Source organism: Tangfeifania diversioriginum, from assembly GCF_900141875.1.
Lineage (GTDB): Bacteria > Bacteroidota > Bacteroidia > Bacteroidales > Prolixibacteraceae > Tangfeifania > Tangfeifania diversioriginum.
Map to the genome: position 1 here is coordinate 1 of NZ_FQZE01000008.1, position 19,283 is coordinate 19,283.

Consider the following 19,283-nt stretch of genomic DNA (forward strand, 5'->3'; position numbering starts at 1 on the left):
CAACTTTCGAAAGTTAGCAATGAGTCTTTTATAGGCAAACCCGTAAAACGACTCTGACCACGTTCAGAGAACGTGGGTTTCTAATTTGAACTAAAATATTAATCACAAACAATCCTGCAGATTTCAGCAAGCCCATCCAGCGTTAACAGCAGCTCCACGTGTTTAATGTTTTTAGTTAGCGGAGCTATTACCGAGCTTAATCCGCCGGTGGCCACGACGGTAAGCTTTTCATCCAGTTCGTCCTGTGTGCGTTCAATCATGGAATCGACCAGACCGGTAAACCCGTAAACAATACCCGATTGGATGGCATGTACCGTATTTTCGCCCAAAACCGAGGGTGGCGGCGTTAAATGAATCTGCGGCAACTGGGCAGTTCCGCCAGACAAAGCCGCAACGGCAGTTTGCAAACCGGGTGCAATGGCAACTCCTTTAATCTCAGCATTTTTGCCGATTGTAGTAAACGTGAGCGCAGTGCCAAAATCAATGATCGTGGTTAGTTTTCCAAATTTTTGAAAGGCTGCAACCGCGTTGGCTACCAAGTCGGCACCAATCTCGTAGGGATTCAAAATTTTGATGGGTAGTTGCGGGTAAATATCGGGATCAACAACTGTAATTTTTGTTCCGTCGAACAATCCCGGAAGCATTTCGGTGAACGGACGAACCAGCGACGGAACCACGCTGCTCAAAATAATGTCATTCACATGAGCGCGGCAAATTTTACCTGCCGAAAGCAACGAACGAAAAATAACTTCATACTCATCGGCCGTTTTTTTATGGTCGGTTTGAATGCGCCAGTGGTTTTGCCACTTCCCGTTTTCATTCACTCCAAAAACGATGTTGGTGTTGCCTATGTCAATTGCCAGTAACATGCTGCTTTTATTAAATCTCAAATATCAAGTGACAAAATTCAAATAAATTTCAATATCCAAACTACAATTATCAAAAAAATCCAAGCTGTAAATTTTTAAAATCAAACAAATAACAATATCGTACGTATTCAAATCTCTAACAAATAGGAAGGTTTAGAAAATTGAGGCTTTGAAGTTTGATTATTATTTGTTTTTTGGAATTTGATTGTTGGAATTTTCATTATTCGTCAAAACAAACTTAACTGATTATCCTTCTCCTCCGGCTTTTTATGTGGTTTATTTTTTATTTGCTGAATAAGCTCCTGCTGAATTGAACCAAGAAATGGGCTTTTAGGCAAATTGAACTTCCGTCCGCGCAGGGTTCGGCTCCGGGCATGAGTGAGGTACAACAGTTTTTTGGCGCGGGTCATTCCCACGTAAAGCAGGCGCTTTTCTTCCTCCTCATCCACTTCAGTTTTATACAAATTGTAGGGCAGCAGGCCCTTTTCGCAACCGGGAATAAAAACACATTCAAATTCCAGTCCTTTGGATGCATGCAGCGTCATCAGCGAAACAGCTTCGAGGTTTTTCCGGTGAATATCTGCGCCGGAACCCAGCTTCACATAATTGAGAAATTCACCCCAATTTTGCATATTGCCGGCCATACCGGTAAACCGCTCCCAGTTTTGGTTATCAAATTTTTGACCAGCGAAAAACGAATCTTTCAGGTAATTCAAAAATGAAACAGCATCCAACTTTTTGGTCTCCTCCTTTGCCATTTCAAACTGCAGTTTTGAAAATGCTCTTTTCTTCAGGTTAAAAACAGGGGCAGCTTTTTCAAAATTGCCGGATAAAAAAACACTCAGCAAATCGACGAAACTTTGAAACGGTTCTTCCCTGAAAAACGGCACTGTTCCCACATCCTGATAAGGAATATGATGGTCATTCAATGCTTTGGCGATGGCCTCAAACTGGTTGCGGGTGCGGCACAACACGGCCAAATCGGAAAGGCTGGAAATACCTTCGTTTTTTTCGCCGCGGGTAACAGAGCTGTCGATGGAAAAAAAGCTGACCCCACCCACCAGTTCCACAATTTGCCGGGCAATGAATTCAGCTTCAGCAGCACCTGTAGGTTGTTCCGAAACAGAAACCTGAACGCCTTCTGTGAGGCCCTGCAAAAATCCGGAAGATTGCGAAAGCACATCTGACGAAGCAGATAAAATGGTTTGCGAGCACCGATACGATTGTTTCAGCCTGAAAACTTTTGCACCGGGATAGTCGTCGGTGAATCGTTGAATGTAGCCGGCATTCGCGCCACGAAATCCGTATATCGACTGATTGGCATCGCCTACCACACAAAGATTCGAAGATGGATCCGGGGCAAGTTGCCGCAACAAGCGGTACTGTGCATCGTTGGTGTCCTGATATTCATCCACAAAAATGTACCGAAATCGCTTTTGATAAACGGCTTTCGCTTTTTCATTTTTATTGAAAAGCAGCAAAGGTTTGGCAATCAAATCATCCAAATCGAAAGCATCGAGCTTCTGCAATTCTTTTTCATATTTGGTGAAACTGGAAGTTTCCGGTTTGGTGCCATTTTTTATTTCCGAAATTTCGGCGCTCAATTTTTTGGCTTCTCCGGATTTCAATTCTGAAAAGGATTTGATAATTTCCAGTTTCAATCCCTCATCGGCCAAAATAAAATCTTCACTTCGGCTAAATTCCGTGTGGTATTCTTTTAAAACCGAAAGACCGAATGCATGAAAAGTAGCCACAGTAACCTGACTGGCTTTCGTTTTATTTTTCAGCAGAACCTCCAGTCGCTCCCTGAGCTCGCCGGCAGCTTTGTTGGTAAATGTGATGGCCAGGATTTCTTCGGGTTCTGCCTTATGATTGCCCACCAGCCAGGCAATTTTGCTGGTAAGGGTTTTGGTTTTGCCCGTTCCGGGGCCGGCAATAATAAGTGATGGTCCTTCATTGTTTTGAACTGCGGAAAATTGCTCAGGATTTAAATTGTTGAAAACCGGCTTTTCTGTCGTTTCTGCTTTGTATTGCTCTTGCTTTTCCGCAGCCAGGTTTTCAATCTGCTCTTTTTGATGCAGCAACTTTTGAATGCCTTTTAAATCGAATTGAATCAGTGCCCGTTTTTCAGGCGGTGCCGGTTTTTCCATCTGGAAAAGAGAGCCCGTTGCCTCGAAATTTTTTACTTCGCCGGGCCTAAAAACACTGATAATTCCGTATTCCCCGTCGTATCCTTCCTGAATGTAAATCTCGCGGTTGCGCATCCGGCGAACCGCTTCAGCGAGTGTTTCCGATGTTTTTGATTTAATTTCTTCCAACGGAATTTCAAGTAAAATATCCAGTTCTTTTCCCAGTTTTTCCAGGGTTTGTTTGTATCCGGCTTCCACCTTTTTCGATTTCGCACCAACGCCTTCAATTTCTGCAAGCATTTCCTTTAGCGGAATAATGGAACGGAATGGCAATTTATTGGGACGACTTTCAATATTTTCCCTGTCGGATAATTGAATCACGCGGTTCATCACGCCAATTGTCACCGGCTTCCCGCAAACCGGACAAATAGACTTGTTGCGCAGGGTTTCGGCCGGATCCCAGCACACATTGCATTTGCGGTGACCGTCGTAATGGTACTTTCCTTCCTGCGGAAACATGTCGATTGTTCCGAGGTATTTTTCCGGATTACCGGTTCGAAGTGCTTCTGTGATACTCTGATAACTAAGTTCGGTATTAAAAATATTTGCATTTCGTCCCAGCCGGTCGGGCGAGTGAGCATCGGAGTTGGAAACCAGCGTGACCTTGTCGAGAAACGAGCAAAGCCAGTTCATGGGCGGATCGGTGGAGAGCCCGGTTTCAATGGTGTGGATGTGTGGCGACAAGTCGGCAAAACACTCTCCCAGCGAATTGAAACCCGATTTGGAACCCAGCATGGAAAACCATGGTGTCCAGATATGTGCCGGGATAAAATAGTTTTTTTCGCTGCAATCGAGCACAATTTCGAGCAGATCGCGGGAGTCTTGCCCGAGGATTGGCCGCCCGTCGGAGGTGAGGTTTCCGCCCAGATTTACCAGTTTTTGGTTTATTTTTTCGGCTTCCTCAAATCCGGGAGCCAGTACCACATTGTGTACTTTACGAACTTTGTCTCCGCGTTTGTAAATATTGCTGATTTCAGCGGTGAGCAAAAACCGCGAATCATTATCGCAAAAAGGTGAATCGAGCCGGTACTCCTTTTTCAATTTAAACAACCCGTTGCCGTCGGGTTCGGTTTTTTCTTTCAGCTCGGCCAGCCACCCGGGATGTGTAAAATCGCCGGTTCCAACTACTTTAATCCCTTTCAGCCCAGCGTAATAATCAAGGTATTCTGGTATGAGCGTTTTACTGGTTGCCCGTGAAAAATGCGAATGAATATGTAAATCGGCTATAAATTTCATGATTAATTTTATTCCTTAAAAGATAACAGATTTAAACTGCGCCAAAGAAAAATCCGGTAATTATTTTCAAATTTAGTCATACCCTCACTTTAAATGGGAGTATGACTACCTGAACCAGATATGATTTTGATGAATTATAAAACTGAAAAAATTGCTATCTTGCAGGTTCAAAGAAATCTAATTCAAAACAGATTATGGCAAGTATTAAAGATTTGAAGAAAGACATTGACCTGCTGATGTCGTTGGTATTAAACGATTGTTTTTACGTATTGGAATATAATCAGAAAGTAAATCAGGACGCTGTAATGAATATTGCCACGGAAGTGGTGGAGAAGCATCGCGATTTTCGCAAACGGGCCAACCATCCTGACGGGAAAGACAATCCCAAACTTGTAAAGAAATATTACAAAGAGCTCAATACCGAATTGCTTGCTACAGCCGACAAGGAGCTCGAAAAGCTTTCAGCCGAAGTTAAAAAAGTGAGTTAATTTTCTTTCTTAACCACTTTAAACAGTTTTTTTGCTACTGCTTTTCCGTTGTGGTAGGTGGTTAACTCCCAATCGCCCAGTTTATCTTCCAGCGGTTCCCAAATGCAATCGCCCAGGTAAAACCGGTAGTCGTTAGTTCGGATAAACTCCCAACCTTCAAAAGGTGGCACAATTTCTCCGTTTTCATTTTTGAAAGGTGGGTGTTCAATCTTATATTTTATATTTTCACTTTTCCCATTCTTAATGTGCAAAACGTATCCAAACTCAGTTCCGATTTCAGCCTCAATGGTGGTAGTAAAATTCAGAATTTTCGGGATTTCCTTGCTCTCCCGGTTCCACCTGGAATATTCACCGTAACTATAAATTTTAAATATTGGGTTTTTTCGTCTCATGGTTAATTATTAATTCAAATGTTTAAATTGTTGTTTCTATTTACCTCAACAATATTATTTTTACGAAACTTAAACCAAGAAGTGATTTTTATCCGAAAAAATATCAATTTTTTGTTTGTTTTCATTTTGCCGATATATTTTTATATCGTTCAGAATTCCATTCAAAACAAACATACCCACTTTTATTCCAACGGAATTGTGGTTACCCACTCTCATCCGTTAAATTCAGAAAATGAAAATCCGGTTGAGAACCACCAACACACCAAAACTGAAATCTGTTTATTCAGCCAGTTAAATTTCGATTATTATAACTTCTCGCAGGAATTGCAAATACTGGCTGTTGAGCCACCAGAATTCATTCTACCTTTTCTCCCAAAAGAAGGTAACTACAATTCAGTCTCACTTTTTCAACCCGCCCCCCGTGGGCCACCTCCCCAAAAATCCCACCCAATTCTCCGGGCAGCATAAATTGGTCAATGGTAGAACAAAATCACCACAAATGGGGATTTTACACCTGGAGCCTGACACCTAATTTTGCCCGCAATTCAAATTAATTTTTTAAAAGGGGTTAAGACCACCTCTGGCAAAGTTTAAATAACCAAAATGAGACTGATTTCTGTAATTATTTTAAGTGCACTATTTATTTGCGCCAGCAATTCTGTATATTCTGATGAACCCTTAAAAAGGCCTAAAACCGATGCCATGCTCTTCGGGCACGTAACATCGGGCGAAGAACACATTCCGTTTGCAACCATTGTTATTGAAGGAACTACAATTGCATCGGCAGCTGATGCTACAGGACATTTTAAAATGGCCAACCTGCCGGAAGGCAAACAAACAATTGTGGTTTCAGCCGTTGGATACAAAACACTTAAGGAAGAAGTAATGTTGGAAGCCAACAAAAGTACAACATTTTTTGCTGAGCTTGAACCTGACAACATTGGCATTGAGCAGGTTGTGGTGTCGGCCGACAGGAATGAAAAGAACCGGAAAGAAACGCCCACCATTGTAAACAGTATTAACCCAAAGCTATTTCAGCGTACACAAAATGTAACACTAAGCGAAGGATTAAACTTTTCGCCGGGGTTGCGCATGGAAAACAATTGCCAGAACTGCGGTTTTTCGCAGGTCAGAATGAACGGGCTCGAAGGGCCTTACTCCCAAATACTGATTAATTCGCGTCCTATATTCAGCGGGCTGGCAGGCGTTTACGGGCTGGAACTTATTCCTTCAAATATGATTGAACGCGTTGAAGTTATTCGTGGTGGTGGTTCATCGATGTATGGCAGCAACGCCATTGCCGGAACCATTAACCTGATTACAAAGGATCCGATCACCAACCGGTTTTCAGCAGGTGTTTCGCAGAGTTTTACCGGCGTGGCTAATAATTATGAAGCTTCAGACGACTACAATATAAAGTTAAACGGATCGCTGATTAGTGACGATTTTAAAACGGGGTTGAGCATCTTCGGATTTCACAGGAAACGCGATCCGTTCGATGCCAATGACGACGGATTTTCGGAATTGTCATCCATCGAAAATGTAACCCTGGGGGCACGTATATTTCAGCGTGTTTCCTCCCGCGGAAAAATCACCTTCGATTATTTTCATATCAATGAATTCAGAAGAGGAGGGAATAAATTCGACATGCCCCTGCATGAAGCTGACATTGCCGAAAGTGTTGAACACAAGATTAATTCGGGGGCACTAAATTTCGATTTACTCTTGCGCGAACACGACAAATTTTCGGCATTTCTCTCGGCACAAGGCGTAAACCGCGACTCCTATTATGGCGCTGAACAGGATCCTTCTGCGTATGGTTTAACAGATGATTTAACTTATTCCACCGGAATACAGTATATCAGACACCTGCACAACTTAGTTTTTTCGGAAGCTGCAATCACTGCCGGCCTGGAAGCGAACGGCAGTGTGCTCACCGACGAAAAACCGGGCTACTACGATCCGGAAGAAAACCTTCAGCACAGCAGCACGCTGGTTGCTGACCAAAAAATGGAAACACAAGCCGGGTTCCTGCAATCGGAATGGGAAATAGACAAAGTAGTGGTTAGTGCCGGAGTGCGGTTCGATCATTATAAAATTGAAGACCAGACCCGCGACAGCCAGTCAATCACGGGTGATGTATTAAGTCCGCGGATTAATTTCATGTATAATATATTTGATAATTTCCAATTCAGGGCTGGCTATGCACGCGGTTTTCGTGCCCCGCAAATTTTTGACGAAGACCTGCATATTGAAACCTCCGGATCGCGCCAGGTGCTGCACCGAAATGCAAACGACTTGAAACAGGAATCTTCAAACAGTTTTACTGCTTCGCTCGATTTTTCCAATTTTAATGGTGGATGGCAATACCAACTTTTAGTGGAAGGTTTCTACACCCACCTCAACAATCCGTTTGCCAACGAATACGGCACTCCGGATGAAAACGGGGTGGTAATTTATACCCGTGTGAATGCTGAAAAAGGGGCAAAAGTTCAGGGTGTTAACCTTGAATTCAATGCCTCTCCCTCCAACTGGTTCCAGCTGCAGTCGGGGTTCACTTTTCAGAAAAGCCGGTATGAAGAGCCGCAGGAATTTAACGAAACACGTTTTTTCCGCACACCAGACACTTACGGCTACATCAGTTTAAATTACAGCCCGGCACCCTATTTTAATGCTGCAATTACCGGAAATTATACAGGCCCGATGCTCATCCCCTATTTTGGGCCGCAGCTTGAAAATCCGGAAGAAGGAAAGCTGAATAAATCCGGTTCGTTTTTCGATGCGGGAATTAAATTAAGCTACGACATAAAAATTACCGAAAACGTAATCGTTCAGTTAAACAGCGGGATAAAAAACATTACCAACAGCTATCAGAACGATTTCGACTCAGGAATTAATCGCGATCCGGCTTATATTTACGGGCCACTCAATCCACGCACATTTTATTTTGGGGTAAAAATCGGAAATATGTAATTCAAAATAATAATTATCTCCTGCTGAGGTTGCTATAAAAAAGGCAACCTCTTTTTATTTGTGGCACACAAAAGATTTGTAATTTTACGCCGTTCTTGAATAAAAGACAGGCTCTTATATATAAAATATCGAAAATGAATGATTTGGATGCCCAAAAAAAAGTGAATGCAAAAGACCGTAGGAACAATATTATTGTAATTGCTCTTTCGGTTCTCCTTGTGGTGGTTGTGGTTCTCTACTTTTTACAAAACCGAGAGCATAAATCAATTTTAAATGAATTGAATGCCGAAAAAGACTCCATACGACTTGAATTAAATCATTTAGTTACCAGTTACGACTCGCTTGAAACTGCCAGCGACACGCTAAGTGAACAACTTTTTGTGGCACAAACCAAAGTAAAAGACCTTTTGGTGGAAGTGGAACAAACCAAGAAAGTCAGCCTTGAAAAAATTAATGCCTATCAAAAACAGGTAACTACGTTAAGAGGAATCATGCGCGATTTTGTGGTTCAGATTGATTCATTAAACCGCCGCAATGAAGAACTGATGGCCGAAAACCTTGAAGTAAAAGAGCAGTACAAGCAGGCTGAATCAGAAAAACAACAACTGAGTAAAGAAAAACAACAACTGGAACAAAACCTTCAGCGTGCCTCCAGGTTGCAGGTAAGAGAATTAAGAGCCGAGCCGCTTAACACAAGAAGCCAGACTACCCGGTTTGCCCGGCGGACTGATAAAATCAGGATTTATTTTATTTTGGGCGAAAACGTGGCAGCCAAACGCGGGCCAAAAAATATTTACGCACGCATAATGCGTCCCGATGAGCTTTTAATGAGCAAATCGGAAAACAACCTGTTCAGGTACGAGGACCTGGAAATTCAATATTCCGCCATGCGCGAAGTAGTTTACGAAGGACATGACCTGCCTGTTGCTATTTTCTGGGACAATTCCAACGAGCCCGAGTTAATGACAGGCGAATACACCGTGGACATTTTTGCCGACGGTTACAACATTGGAACCACCACCTTTGAATTGAGATGACACACCGCTTAAGCGTGCATAAAAACAGGTTCGGTTACTTTCGACAGCGATAAAAGCTTGTCGGTTTCAGCCCCGGAAATTGGCTCGTAGTTGTTCATAAATTCGAGCGCTTTCAAAAACAAAGTATTTTTTCCCGGAGGAATGGCAGCAGTAATATTTTTCGACAACGTATATTTTAACGCCATCTTCATAATTTCCTCATCTTCAATGGGGCGGTACCACACATTTTTGTATAATTTTTCTTCTCCGTCTTTCAGCCGGGTGAGTGCCATTGATTTAAGGGCCAAAACGCCCATTCCACGTTTTTCGGCTTCGGCATATACCTGCGGCCCAAAATCGCCGCCATGCCAGCAGGCAAAATTAATGGGGAACAATACTGAATCGAAATCATAACTATTCATTGCCATGAGTGCTGACTCAACCGAGTGTGCTGAAAAGCCGAGGTTCCTGACTTTCCCATCGCGTTTGGCTTTTACAAACGTTTCCATTGCACCGCCGGGAGCAAACACTTTTTCAGTTTCTTCAACAGAGGTAATTGCATGTAGCTGGTACAAATCGAAATGATCGGTTTGCAAAAGTTTTAAAGAATTTTCCAGTTCCTCCTGGGCACCTTTGGCATCACGCTGGGTTGTTTTGCAGGCCAGGAAGCAATTTTTCCGATAAGGCTTCAGTGCCGGCCCCATGCGTTCTTCGGCATTCCCGTAAGTGGGCGCAACATCGTAATAATTTACACCCAACTCGTATGCTTTGGCCACCAGCTCGTTGGCAAAGTCCTGCGGGTTATCGTTCAGCATAATTCCGCCAAACCCGATAACCGAAAGTTTATCGCCTGTTTTTCCTAAAACCCGTTTAGGGATATGGTAATCGGCCGAAAAATCGTTGCCAAAACTGCGAATACCGGGAATGGTAAGCGCCAGTCCCCCGAGGGTACTGTTACGTATAAAATTTCTTCTTTTCATTTTATTTTGATTTTTTTGATTTCTACCAAGTTAAGAAAAAATCAAATAACTAAAAAAAATAACAAAGGGCGCTTAAAATTACGCCCTTCAATAAAATCTTAACTACCTGCCATTATTCGTTCCCCTGATATTTAAACGAAACTTTCAGTTTTACGCGGTAAAATTCAATTTTCCCTTCATTCAGGTGTAAGTCCATTTTTTTCACTTCGGCAATTCTCAAATCGCGTATCGATTCAGATACACGGTCAATTGCATTTTGAGCTGCTTTTTCCCATGATTCGGGACTGCTGCCAACCACTTCAATAATTTTATAAACACTGTCTGACATAACTTAAAATTTTATGGTTTTACATTATAACTACTAATATGTACGATAGAATTTTTGTTTTGTTTAATCGGAAGCTGAAAGAATTCAATTAATTTCGGGGTTCAGAAAAATAACATTATGGATTTTCAGGAATTAATCAAATTAAGGCAAAGTGTACGCCGTTATCAAAATAAGCCGGTTGAACGAGAAAAAATTGAAAAACTTATCGAAGCAGTTCATCTGGCGCCGTCGGCTTGCAATTCACAACCCTGGAAATTAATTATTGTTGATGAACCGGAGCTTAAAAACCAGGTGGCCAAAGCCACGTTCAACAAAGCAATTTCGTTTAATAAATTTGCCACCGAAGCACCGGTGATTGCTGTTTTGGTGATGGTAAAAGCCAAACTGATTGCGCAAATTGGCGGCGGGATCAAAAACAAGGAATACCCGCAATACGATATTGGAATTGCCGCCGCCCATTTTTGTTTGCAGGCAGCAGAACTTGGACTGGGAACCTGCATGATGGGCTGGTTCGATGAAAAGAAGATTCAGCAGTTGCTAAATATTCCGAAAAAACGGAAAATCGGATTGTTGATAACGTTGGGTTATCCGCCGGAGGATTATAGTTTGCGCAAAAAAATCCGCAAACCAACGGATGAGATTTGCGGATTTAATTCCTACTGACTTAGACTGGTTTTTGAGGTAAATTAGATGACTTACTCAAAATTTATTTCGGCCAGAATGGCACTTACGAAAAACACCAGCAGTCCCAAATTATGATTGGACTGCTGGTTAGCAATCATGGCTATCCTATCGGATATCAAATATATTCTGGGCAGACAGCTTAGAAATGAAACCGAGGCAATAAAGCCAAAAGTGATTAAACTTGGTGTTGAAGAAGGTAGTCCCCGGGAACTAAAAAGCAGAAACGGCCGGTTAATCGTCAGCTATTCTCAAAAAAGGGCCCGCAATGACAGAAAAAAACCGGGAAAAAGGATTGAAACAATTGGAAAAGAAACTCCGAACTGGGTAACTGACCAAAGATCACATCAACAATCGCGGATACCATTCCTGAATTTTCTCAAGAGTAGCAGGGGCTATATCGGAACCGGGGATGCCGTGGCAGTTTAAACAGGCAGGCATGGCTGTTTTTATGGTTTTGTAATAAACCAGCGCCTCATCGTTCAGTATTAACGTATCACCGGCATTTCCGGATTGCAGCTTCTTCTCGTATAAATTCCACAACACCTTTTCCTGTTCATAGCCAAGGGCATTCCCAGGATTCCGGTTTTTGGAAGAACCCCTTGAAATAGTGCAGTTATTGGCAGTACTCAGGCTGTCAATCAGTGCGGAAGCTTCCAGGTTGCAAAATGCTATGGCATATTCGGGGCCGCCTTTTTGCATGGCGCTGCTCACATTCGCAAGCAAAACACCCTGCGCCTGGTTCAAAATGGTATTCCCTTTTTCTGTAAAATCAGCATAAGTTTCAAAATCAATTCTTTTGATTTTGATTTGAATTGCAGGCAATTAACCCTGAAATAAAATATCAATTCATAACTCATAATTTTGAAAATTTAATAACAAGTTATGAAAATGGTTTGAGATTTGAGGTCTGAGTTAAAATTTTCTATTCAAAGAAACCGAGGCTCCATTCGTCCATCCACTCCAGGTAGGGCATTCCGTTTTCTTTAAACTGAACAGGCAGCCAGACATATCTTCCGTCGATGGCATTTTGCGGCCTCCAGCGATCGGCCATGAAAATGAAGGCATCCTCTTCGCCCTGAACCGGAAAAACATAGGTACTCTGCGAATCGAAAGTAATGTCGGCATCTTCGCCCACACACGGATTTTCAACATATTGCCATTCGCCCATTACGGCATCGGACACCAGCAGGCGTGCGGCATTGGGATCCCAGCCGGTACAGCCGGAGGTAATCATGTAATATTTCCCGTTGCGCTTAAAAATTGAAGGGGCCTCGTTGTGGCCGGTAGGCAGCACCCTGATGTATTTCCCGGTAAAACCCGTGTAATCCTCGTTCAGCTCCGAAATATGCAGCGTCAGGTTTTCTTCTGCCGCGTGAATGTGGTAAGCCGTTCCGTCATTGTCGATGTAAAGTGTCATATCGCGCGACATTTGCCCTTTTTCAAAATCGCGGTGCACAAAAAGCCCGTCTTTTACGGCTTGCAACCACTCCTCCGACCACGACTCCAGATCATCAGAGAACGTTTTATTTTTCAACTCACCGGGATAATTTGCCGGCCAATGGCCTGCATTCGGGTTCAGGGCTTCTAAAAAAGTGTATGGCCCGGTGACATTGTCAGCCACAGCCACACCGGTTTTTGCGGCGGTGTATCCCTGTCCTTTCAACTCGAGATGAAACCATAATACAAACTTACCTGTCTTTTCGTTGTAAATCACTTTCGGCCGTTCGAGCACACAACCTTCCACAATGGGACTTTCCGGGTCGTCGCTCACTTCCAGGGCAATGCCCTCGTCTTTCCAGTCGGTAAGGTTTTCCGATGAATAGCAGTGCACTCCTACCCAGGCAGCATTTCCTCTCCGGCCTTCGGTTTTATGCTCGCCAAACCAGTAATATTTCCCGTTGTGAATAAGCATTCCGCCGCCATGAGCATTGATGTGAACGCCGTTATTGTCGGGCCATATTTTGCCCGGTTTTATGGTTTGCGCCTGGTTTTTAAACGAAAAGAACAGTAACAAAAAAGCAGCTGCGAGGAAAGATGGAGTCTTCATGCGTTAAAATTATTTACGGTTTCCATGGCCAGTTTACACAATCTTTTATTTCGGGGAAAAGCACAAAATCAGCTTTTCCTTTCATGGCAAGGGTTTTCACATTCAATCCTTTCAGCTGGAGGAGTGCGGTTTGCATGGTTTTTCCTGAAACCGAAACATCGTCAACCAACAGAATTCGCTTGCCCTGCAGGTCGCCGCCGGGTTTTTCCAGCACTTTGGGTTCGTTGTAGCGGGGATTGTTTTTTTCGTCGCGGTAATTCAGTACCATTACCCTGAGCTCGGCGTTGAGGTGAAAAGCCACCACGCTGGCCGGTACAATTCCTCCCGAGCCAATTCCAATAACCAGATCGATTTCAGGCAATTCAGTTTGTTTCAGTCGTTCAGAAATTTCGCGAAATGAAAGCGGGACCATAATTCAATTTTTAAGGAACAAAAATTTATTTCAATGCAAGAATAGCAGAAATCGGCGTTTTTTGCAAAAAATTACTCTTCATACACCGGAATTTCAATATAGAAAGTAGTGCCTTTGCCTTGTTGGGTTTCAAACCATAGTTTTCCTGAAAAATTCTCCACAATATTTTTCACAATTGAAAGTCCCAGGCCCATGCCACTGGTTTTTGTTGTGAAGCTGGGACTAAACAGTTTGTCGCGTACTTCAGGTGAAATGCCTTCGCCATTGTCGGATATGGCAATCACTGCCATGTGTTCGCGCCGGCTGAGATTAATTTTTATTTTTCCCTCCTGGTCTTCAGGAATAGCCTGGATGCTGTTTTTCACCAGGTTGATGATAGCCCGCGAAAGCTGTTCCCTGTCGGCGTTTACTTTCACATAATCGAGGCCGTTCGTATTAAAATCGATGGTTACCCGGCTGTGGGTTTCAAATAGATCGAGCACTTTTTGCAGCTGCTCACCCAGTTTAAAAACCTGGTTGCGTGCATTGGGAATTTTGGCGAAGTTGGAAAACTCGGTAGCAATATTCGAGAGGTTCTCAATTTGCTCAATCAGCGTCGATGTGACCCTTTCAATGTATTCGTTGTACTCTTTCCCCTCGCCTTTGGCCCGCTGCAGGTGCTGAATATTCAGCTTCATGGGGGTAAGCGGGTTTTTAATTTCGTGGGCAATTTGTTTGGCCATTTCGCGCCATGCCGACTCGCGTTCCGAGCGGGCAAGCAGTTCGGCACTAACGGCCAGCTCCTCTACCTTTTTGTTGTACTCTTTTACCAGGCTGCCAATTTCGTCGTTCCGCTTGTAAAAAATGGGTTCGTTCCGTTTCCCCAGCTGCATTTTTTTCAGGTTTTCATGAATCAGCACCAGTGGGTGGGTAATTTGATTGGCAATAAATATTGCCACAATAACACTGGCCAGCAACAGCAACACATACAGGTTAATGAAAGCCACAATTATTGTGGAAAGCTCCTGGCTGTATCTGTCCTGCTTCACAAAATAGGGCAGGTTGATAACCCCGAGGTAACTTCCCCGGTTATTGATAATAGGCTTATAAGCTGAAAGGTAGGACATTTCGCCAATTTGCTCGGGCTGGAAATAACTGATCTGGAAATTATTCAGGATTTCGTTATAGGCTCGCGCATTGATGCGGTCGGAAACCAGCCCCCGCTCGAAAACTTCGGGGCGCGAGGAAGCGACCAGGTTGCCATTGGTTCCGTAAACATTAATATCGGTACGGAAAATATTTGAAAGTTTGGACAGTTCGCGCTGCAGCCAGTCAGCCAGATCGTACGATATTTCATCTACATTTTCTAACCGCATGTCAATTTCCTCGGCAATTGAAATCATTTTTTCATTCAGGTCGTTCTGATGCTTTTCTTTGTATTCTTTTACATTGTACCAGATGGTTCCTGTGGCTACCACCAGTAATGAAACAAAAACAATGGAAATAATTGAAGCCTGTATTCTGAATTTAAGATCGAAAGTAACCGGGCGTTTTCGCAACGAAGGATTGATGACAAAAAGAAGGATTAAAACCGAAAGGAAATAAAACACAAACAAGTAGGGGAACGAAATAAGGTAATCAATTGCCGTAAACAGCTCGCGCGAAACAATTACATAGTTGTAATCGCGGGTGTGATAAATGAGGTGTTCCATGCCGTCCCAGCGGTTGAACTCGAACTCTTTATCGCTTGTAATGTAGGAGTTTACATAATTGTTATAATTGTAATCTCCGTGTTTATCGGTAAGCTCTCCCCCAAAATACTTGGCATAATCAAACTTTTTGTAATTGTCGGGTTTGGTCATCGATTTGTCGATGAGCAGTTCCGGAAAGCCAATCCCTTCGAAAAGCAAATCGGAGTTCAATTCAATAAAAATGGAAATACCGCGTTTTTCGGATGAAAGCGGATAATGGAGGCACCCTGTGTATGAAATCCGGCCGTTCATATTATCCATAAAATAAAAACTGGTACCCGGAATTTTCACGCCCTGTGTTTCAATCATATTTTCAAAGAAGTCCATGCAGAGGGCAGTGCGGTTTTCCGATTCAATATCGAGGCTGTCGGTTCCCGAACACACAAAAAAGCGAACTTCGTATTTTCTGAAATAGGTGTTAAAATATTGTTCTTCAATGTATTTCTCCAATCCGTCATCTTCAATCAGCAAATTTGGAATATTCGGGTCAGTATTAATATCTTCCTGAATTTCAGTGAGAAAGACCTCGGCAGCGGGGTCGCGTTCGGCCACCAGTGTAACGGCCATCAGTTTCTGATCGCCGCGCTGTTTTTCTGAAATGGAGGTGTAAAAAACCACCAGCGAATAAAGCGATGCCGCCGAAATAAAAATTATAAGGTAACTGAGTGTGAAATTTTGCAGGTAGTTTTTGCTGAAGAGCGAGGCCAGCACCGATGCTGTAATAAAAAGGACCAGTACAGCAATTGCTACGTACCCAACCGAAATGAATTGTACCACCGCCAAAAACAATGCAATTAAAGTTACAATCCCCGCCAGTTCGCCCAGTCTAAAATCGTTGCGCGAGCATTCCACAATTTTAATGGTAAAATAAAAACCGGCCAGCAAAAACATTCCCACCGAAAAAATACCCCACACGCTTTGAATGGTGACACTGGTTATCTGGTTAAGCGAAAAAGAGATAGTGGAATTAAATATGAGCTCGCGGATGAGAAAATGAATTAAAAGATAAATGCTGCCTGAAAACAAAAACAGCAACACGGCAATTGTTCTTCGGGGCAAAAAAGAATTTTTCTTTATTTCATCAATATCGAGATGCTGCCCAAAATGGTATATCCAGAAAAGGAAAAAGAGCGCCAGCAAAAAGTAATCGCCGAGCGACGGCAGCCAGCTGTTAAGGGCAAAAACCGAAGGGCTGAAAAAGTCGAGATGAAAGAGGACCCTGGGAATATGAAAAATAAGATGCAACCAGTAAACCAGGAACAGCGCAATGGCCAGTCCAAACAATTTGATAAAATAGGGAGCATCTGATTCAATAAATTCACGTCTCAAATACACCAGGAAAATTAACAAGCCTATAAAATAAATTATTCCCGGAAAATAGAGCTGGTGGGTGGTACACAAAAAGTTTCCCCGCGGCTCCAGGGTGAAAAGGTAGTTACCGTTGTTGCTGTGCACAGCATATTCGTCGTCGCTTTCGCCTTCGGAAATCAAATAATCATCGGGTATATCGTAACATTCAAAAAAGTTTTTTTTCAGGTAATTGTTTTCGTAGGTATAACTGCTTTTTATGAGGTGGAACCCGTAAATATGAAAATCGTCAGTTTCTCTTTTTTCGGCAAAATAATGCCCGTTTGGCAATTTTACCAGCCCTTCATTTTGGGGCAACATTTCTTCATAGTTAAAAAATGAGATGGAACGGTTAGACCAGTAAATTAGTTCCCCATTTTCATAGACCAAAAAGCCAAAACCATTTTCCCGGAGCATTTGGCTGTTTGCTGTGATGTAGTTATAAAAACCGGATTCCATGTCGCCTTCAGCCATTGCCGAGGCAATTTCGCCTGTGCATTCAGCCAATTTTTCCTCGTACCCCCACAATTGTTCCCTGAAGTCTTCAACAAGGTGAATTTCAGGATGCTTTTTCAGCAATCCGTTTTCAATGATTGCCGCAACCACAAACAAGCTGATGGCAAAAATGAGGAAAGTGTATTTATTTACTTTTTGCAACACGTTAATCGTGATGATATGGTTCGCCTTTTAAAATTGTAAATGCCCTGTAAATCTGCTCAACACACAAAAGTCGCGCCAATTGATGTGAAAAAGTCATAGGCGACAACGAAATTTTCGAACTGGCTTTTTGGTAAACGGTGTCAGAAAATCCGTAGGGCCCACCAATTACAAATACCAGCTCTTTCAGGCCGCTAAGCATTTTCTTTTCCAAAAACCCTGCAAACTCTCTCGACGAATAATTTTTACCCTTTTCGTCGAACAAATGGAACTCTTTTGACGGGGTCCATTGCGCAAGAATTTTTTCTCCCTCCATTTCTTTTTGCTGTTCCGGGGTGGTTTTCCTGGATTTTTTAATATCCGGAATCACCACAATATCAAAATCAACATAATGCTTTAAACGACTGGAATACTGCTTAATACCTTCCCTCATAAATTGTTTGTCGGTTTTTCCCACTACCAATAAAGTCACTTTCATCCGGCCAAATGAATTTTAATTTTTTAAATTTACAACTAAAATAAAGGTTCAACTTGTTTTTGCATAGTTTTTGCTACTAATTTGGCGCTAAATATTTGAAATTAAAAAAGTATGCCATCAATAAAAAAAATTGTAATTATAGTTTTCCTGTTTTCAGGAATTCTTTTAAGCGCAATAACTACCGGAGCACAGGTTCCCCAGGAAATTACAAAAAGCCTGAAAACCGGTAATTCAAAAGTGTTGTCGGAGTACTTCAACCAAAATGTTGAACTTGTAGTGCTTGAAAACGATAATGTTTACAGTAAAGCTCAGGCCCAACAAATTGTAGATAATTTTTTCAGTGCCAACTCGCCAATAAACTTTACAGTTTCACACGAATTAGGAAGAGAAGGTTCCAAATCGGTTATCGGCAACCTCTCAACCAAAAGCGGGACTTTCAGGGTTTATTTTTTGCTGAAACAAAACGACGGGAAAAATTATATTCACCAACTCCGAATAGAAAAACTGGAAGAGTCTGATGAATAAGGTTTTATTAAACCGCAGAAAATTCAGGACAATCAGGGACAAACTGATTGAGCGGGCGGAAAAAGTTTCACTGCCTTTTTTTGATGGAGTCCCACTCTACGATGTCGCGTTGTTTTTTTGGAGAAGTATTGTTAACGGCTCCATTACCACGCGGGCATCGGCCATTGCATTTTCCTTTTTCATCGCTTTTTTCCCAACCGTGCTGTTTTTGTTCACGCTCATACCTTACATTCCCATCGATAATTTTCAGAACGAACTTTTTCGCATTATTCAGGAGCTGTTGCCTGAAGGAACATTTGTGGTTGTGGAAGATACTATTGCCGATATTTTAAAGAACCCAAGAGGCGGGTTGCTTTCACTGGGTTTTTTAATGGCGTTAATTTTTTCTACCAACGGCCTGGCTTCCATGATGAGTGCCTTCGATGCTACGGTGCACAGTATTCACCGGCGTTCGTGGCTGAGCCAGCGCATTGCGGCCACGTTTCTTTTGGGAATTCTTGCCGTGTTGCTCACCCTGGCCATTACCCTGCTCACCGGCGGCGAAATTGCGTTGAGTTACCTGAAAGAAAACGATATTTTGCGCGACAGTTTTACCATTTTCCTGCTCAATTTCGGAAGGTGGATAGTTATTGTGCTACTTCTTTTCTTTGCCAACTCTTTTTTATACTACATGGCGCCGGCAAAAAAAACAAAATGGCGGTTTATTTCGGCAGGAAGTACTTTATCAACAGTATTAAGTGTAATAGCGTTAGGCGGATTTACTTACTATATCAACAATTTCAGCCAATACAACAAACTCTACGGTTCAATCGGAACCCTGCTGATAATTCTTTTTCTGATGTATATTATGTCGTTGATTCTCCTGATAGGGTTTGAGCTGAATGCCAGCATTTACCAGGCCCGAACCGAAAAGGAGGATTGAAACTGCCACA

Annotated in this window: 17 protein-coding genes; 7 read left to right on the forward strand and 10 right to left on the reverse strand. The window is 42.6% G+C overall.

What is annotated here, in order from left to right; translation table 11 throughout:
• Nucleotides 1-98: 98 nt before the first annotated feature.
• Both BUC07_RS06575 and BUC07_RS06580 read right to left on the reverse strand, forming a co-directional pair.
• A complete protein-coding gene (locus BUC07_RS06575) occupies nucleotides 99-869 on the reverse strand; it encodes a type III pantothenate kinase (RefSeq protein WP_073167557.1) in 771 nt (256 codons plus the stop codon).
• 227 nt (nucleotides 870-1,096) lie between these two features.
• Nucleotides 1,097-4,294: a UvrD-helicase domain-containing protein gene (locus tag BUC07_RS06580; protein WP_073167560.1), complete on the reverse strand. Its 3,198-nt coding sequence runs from the start codon at nucleotides 4,292-4,294 to the stop codon at nucleotides 1,097-1,099.
• Between the two features lie 194 nt (nucleotides 4,295-4,488).
• Between BUC07_RS06580 and BUC07_RS06585 the strand changes: the two genes are divergently transcribed.
• Complete coding sequence (locus BUC07_RS06585) at nucleotides 4,489-4,782, forward strand: hypothetical protein (protein ID WP_073167564.1); 294 nt, start codon at nucleotides 4,489-4,491, stop codon at nucleotides 4,780-4,782.
• On the opposite strand, the gene BUC07_RS06590 is transcribed toward BUC07_RS06585, so the two are convergent.
• Nucleotides 4,779-5,174, reverse strand: coding sequence for a DUF3859 domain-containing protein (locus BUC07_RS06590; RefSeq protein WP_073167568.1), 396 nt, complete (start codon nucleotides 5,172-5,174; stop codon nucleotides 4,779-4,781). The two genes, BUC07_RS06585 and BUC07_RS06590, sit on opposite strands and share 4 nt — an antisense overlap.
• 111 nt (nucleotides 5,175-5,285) lie before the next feature.
• On the opposite strand from BUC07_RS06590, the gene BUC07_RS06595 reads away from it, so the two are divergent.
• From BUC07_RS06595 to BUC07_RS06605, 3 genes are all read left to right on the forward strand, one after another.
• The gene (locus tag BUC07_RS06595; RefSeq protein WP_139279496.1) at nucleotides 5,286-5,642 is read left to right on the forward strand and encodes a hypothetical protein; all 357 of its coding nucleotides are present in this window, start codon (nucleotides 5,286-5,288) and stop codon (nucleotides 5,640-5,642) included.
• 135 nt (nucleotides 5,643-5,777) lie between these two features.
• Complete coding sequence (locus tag BUC07_RS06600) at nucleotides 5,778-8,147, forward strand: TonB-dependent receptor (protein WP_073167574.1); 2,370 nt, start codon at nucleotides 5,778-5,780, stop codon at nucleotides 8,145-8,147.
• Nucleotides 8,148-8,281: 134 nt separating this feature from the next.
• On the forward strand, nucleotides 8,282-9,184 hold the full coding sequence (locus BUC07_RS06605; protein ID WP_073167578.1) for a hypothetical protein: 903 nt from the start codon (nucleotides 8,282-8,284) through the stop codon (nucleotides 9,182-9,184).
• A gap of 8 nt (nucleotides 9,185-9,192) precedes the next feature.
• Here the strand turns inward: BUC07_RS06605 and BUC07_RS06610 are convergent, their stop codons facing one another.
• On the reverse strand, nucleotides 9,193-10,143 hold the full coding sequence (locus BUC07_RS06610) for an aldo/keto reductase (RefSeq protein ID WP_083578141.1): 951 nt from the start codon (nucleotides 10,141-10,143) through the stop codon (nucleotides 9,193-9,195).
• A gap of 112 nt (nucleotides 10,144-10,255) precedes the next feature.
• Entirely contained in the window at nucleotides 10,256-10,471 is a 216-nt protein-coding gene (locus tag BUC07_RS06615; protein WP_073167581.1) for a dodecin family protein, read from the reverse strand.
• A 117-nt stretch (nucleotides 10,472-10,588) separates the two neighbouring features.
• On the opposite strand from BUC07_RS06615, the gene BUC07_RS06620 reads away from it, so the two are divergent.
• Complete coding sequence (locus tag BUC07_RS06620) at nucleotides 10,589-11,134, forward strand: nitroreductase family protein (protein ID WP_073167584.1); 546 nt, start codon at nucleotides 10,589-10,591, stop codon at nucleotides 11,132-11,134.
• A 360-nt stretch (nucleotides 11,135-11,494) separates the two neighbouring features.
• Here the strand turns inward: BUC07_RS06620 and BUC07_RS06625 are convergent, their stop codons facing one another.
• The 5 genes from BUC07_RS06625 to rlmH form a co-directional block, all read right to left on the reverse strand.
• Complete coding sequence (locus BUC07_RS06625; protein ID WP_073167588.1) at nucleotides 11,495-11,977, reverse strand: c-type heme family protein; 483 nt, start codon at nucleotides 11,975-11,977, stop codon at nucleotides 11,495-11,497.
• Between the two features lie 100 nt (nucleotides 11,978-12,077).
• On the reverse strand, nucleotides 12,078-13,202 hold the full coding sequence (locus tag BUC07_RS06630; RefSeq protein WP_073167591.1) for a glycoside hydrolase family 43 protein: 1,125 nt from the start codon (nucleotides 13,200-13,202) through the stop codon (nucleotides 12,078-12,080).
• 13 nt (nucleotides 13,203-13,215) lie between these two features.
• Nucleotides 13,216-13,614 (reverse strand): phosphoribosyltransferase, encoded by a 399-nt coding sequence (locus tag BUC07_RS06635; RefSeq protein WP_073167594.1) that lies wholly within the window; start codon nucleotides 13,612-13,614, stop codon nucleotides 13,216-13,218.
• A 71-nt stretch (nucleotides 13,615-13,685) separates the two neighbouring features.
• Entirely contained in the window at nucleotides 13,686-17,351 is a 3,666-nt protein-coding gene (locus BUC07_RS06640; protein WP_073167596.1) for a sensor histidine kinase, read from the reverse strand.
• A gap of 1 nt (nucleotide 17,352) precedes the next feature.
• Nucleotides 17,353-17,826 (reverse strand): 23S rRNA (pseudouridine(1915)-N(3))-methyltransferase RlmH, encoded by a 474-nt coding sequence (gene rlmH / locus BUC07_RS06645; protein ID WP_073167599.1) that lies wholly within the window; start codon nucleotides 17,824-17,826, stop codon nucleotides 17,353-17,355.
• A 111-nt stretch (nucleotides 17,827-17,937) separates the two neighbouring features.
• Here rlmH and BUC07_RS06650 point away from each other — a divergent pair, with 111 nt between their 5' ends.
• Both BUC07_RS06650 and BUC07_RS06655 read left to right on the forward strand, forming a co-directional pair.
• A complete protein-coding gene (locus BUC07_RS06650) occupies nucleotides 17,938-18,351 on the forward strand; it encodes a DUF4783 domain-containing protein (protein ID WP_073167602.1) in 414 nt (137 codons plus the stop codon).
• Entirely contained in the window at nucleotides 18,344-19,273 is a 930-nt protein-coding gene (locus BUC07_RS06655; RefSeq protein WP_073167605.1) for a YihY/virulence factor BrkB family protein, read from the forward strand. Before BUC07_RS06650 ends, BUC07_RS06655 begins: the two co-directional genes overlap by 8 nt.
• The last annotated feature ends 10 nt before the right edge of the window (nucleotides 19,274-19,283 follow it).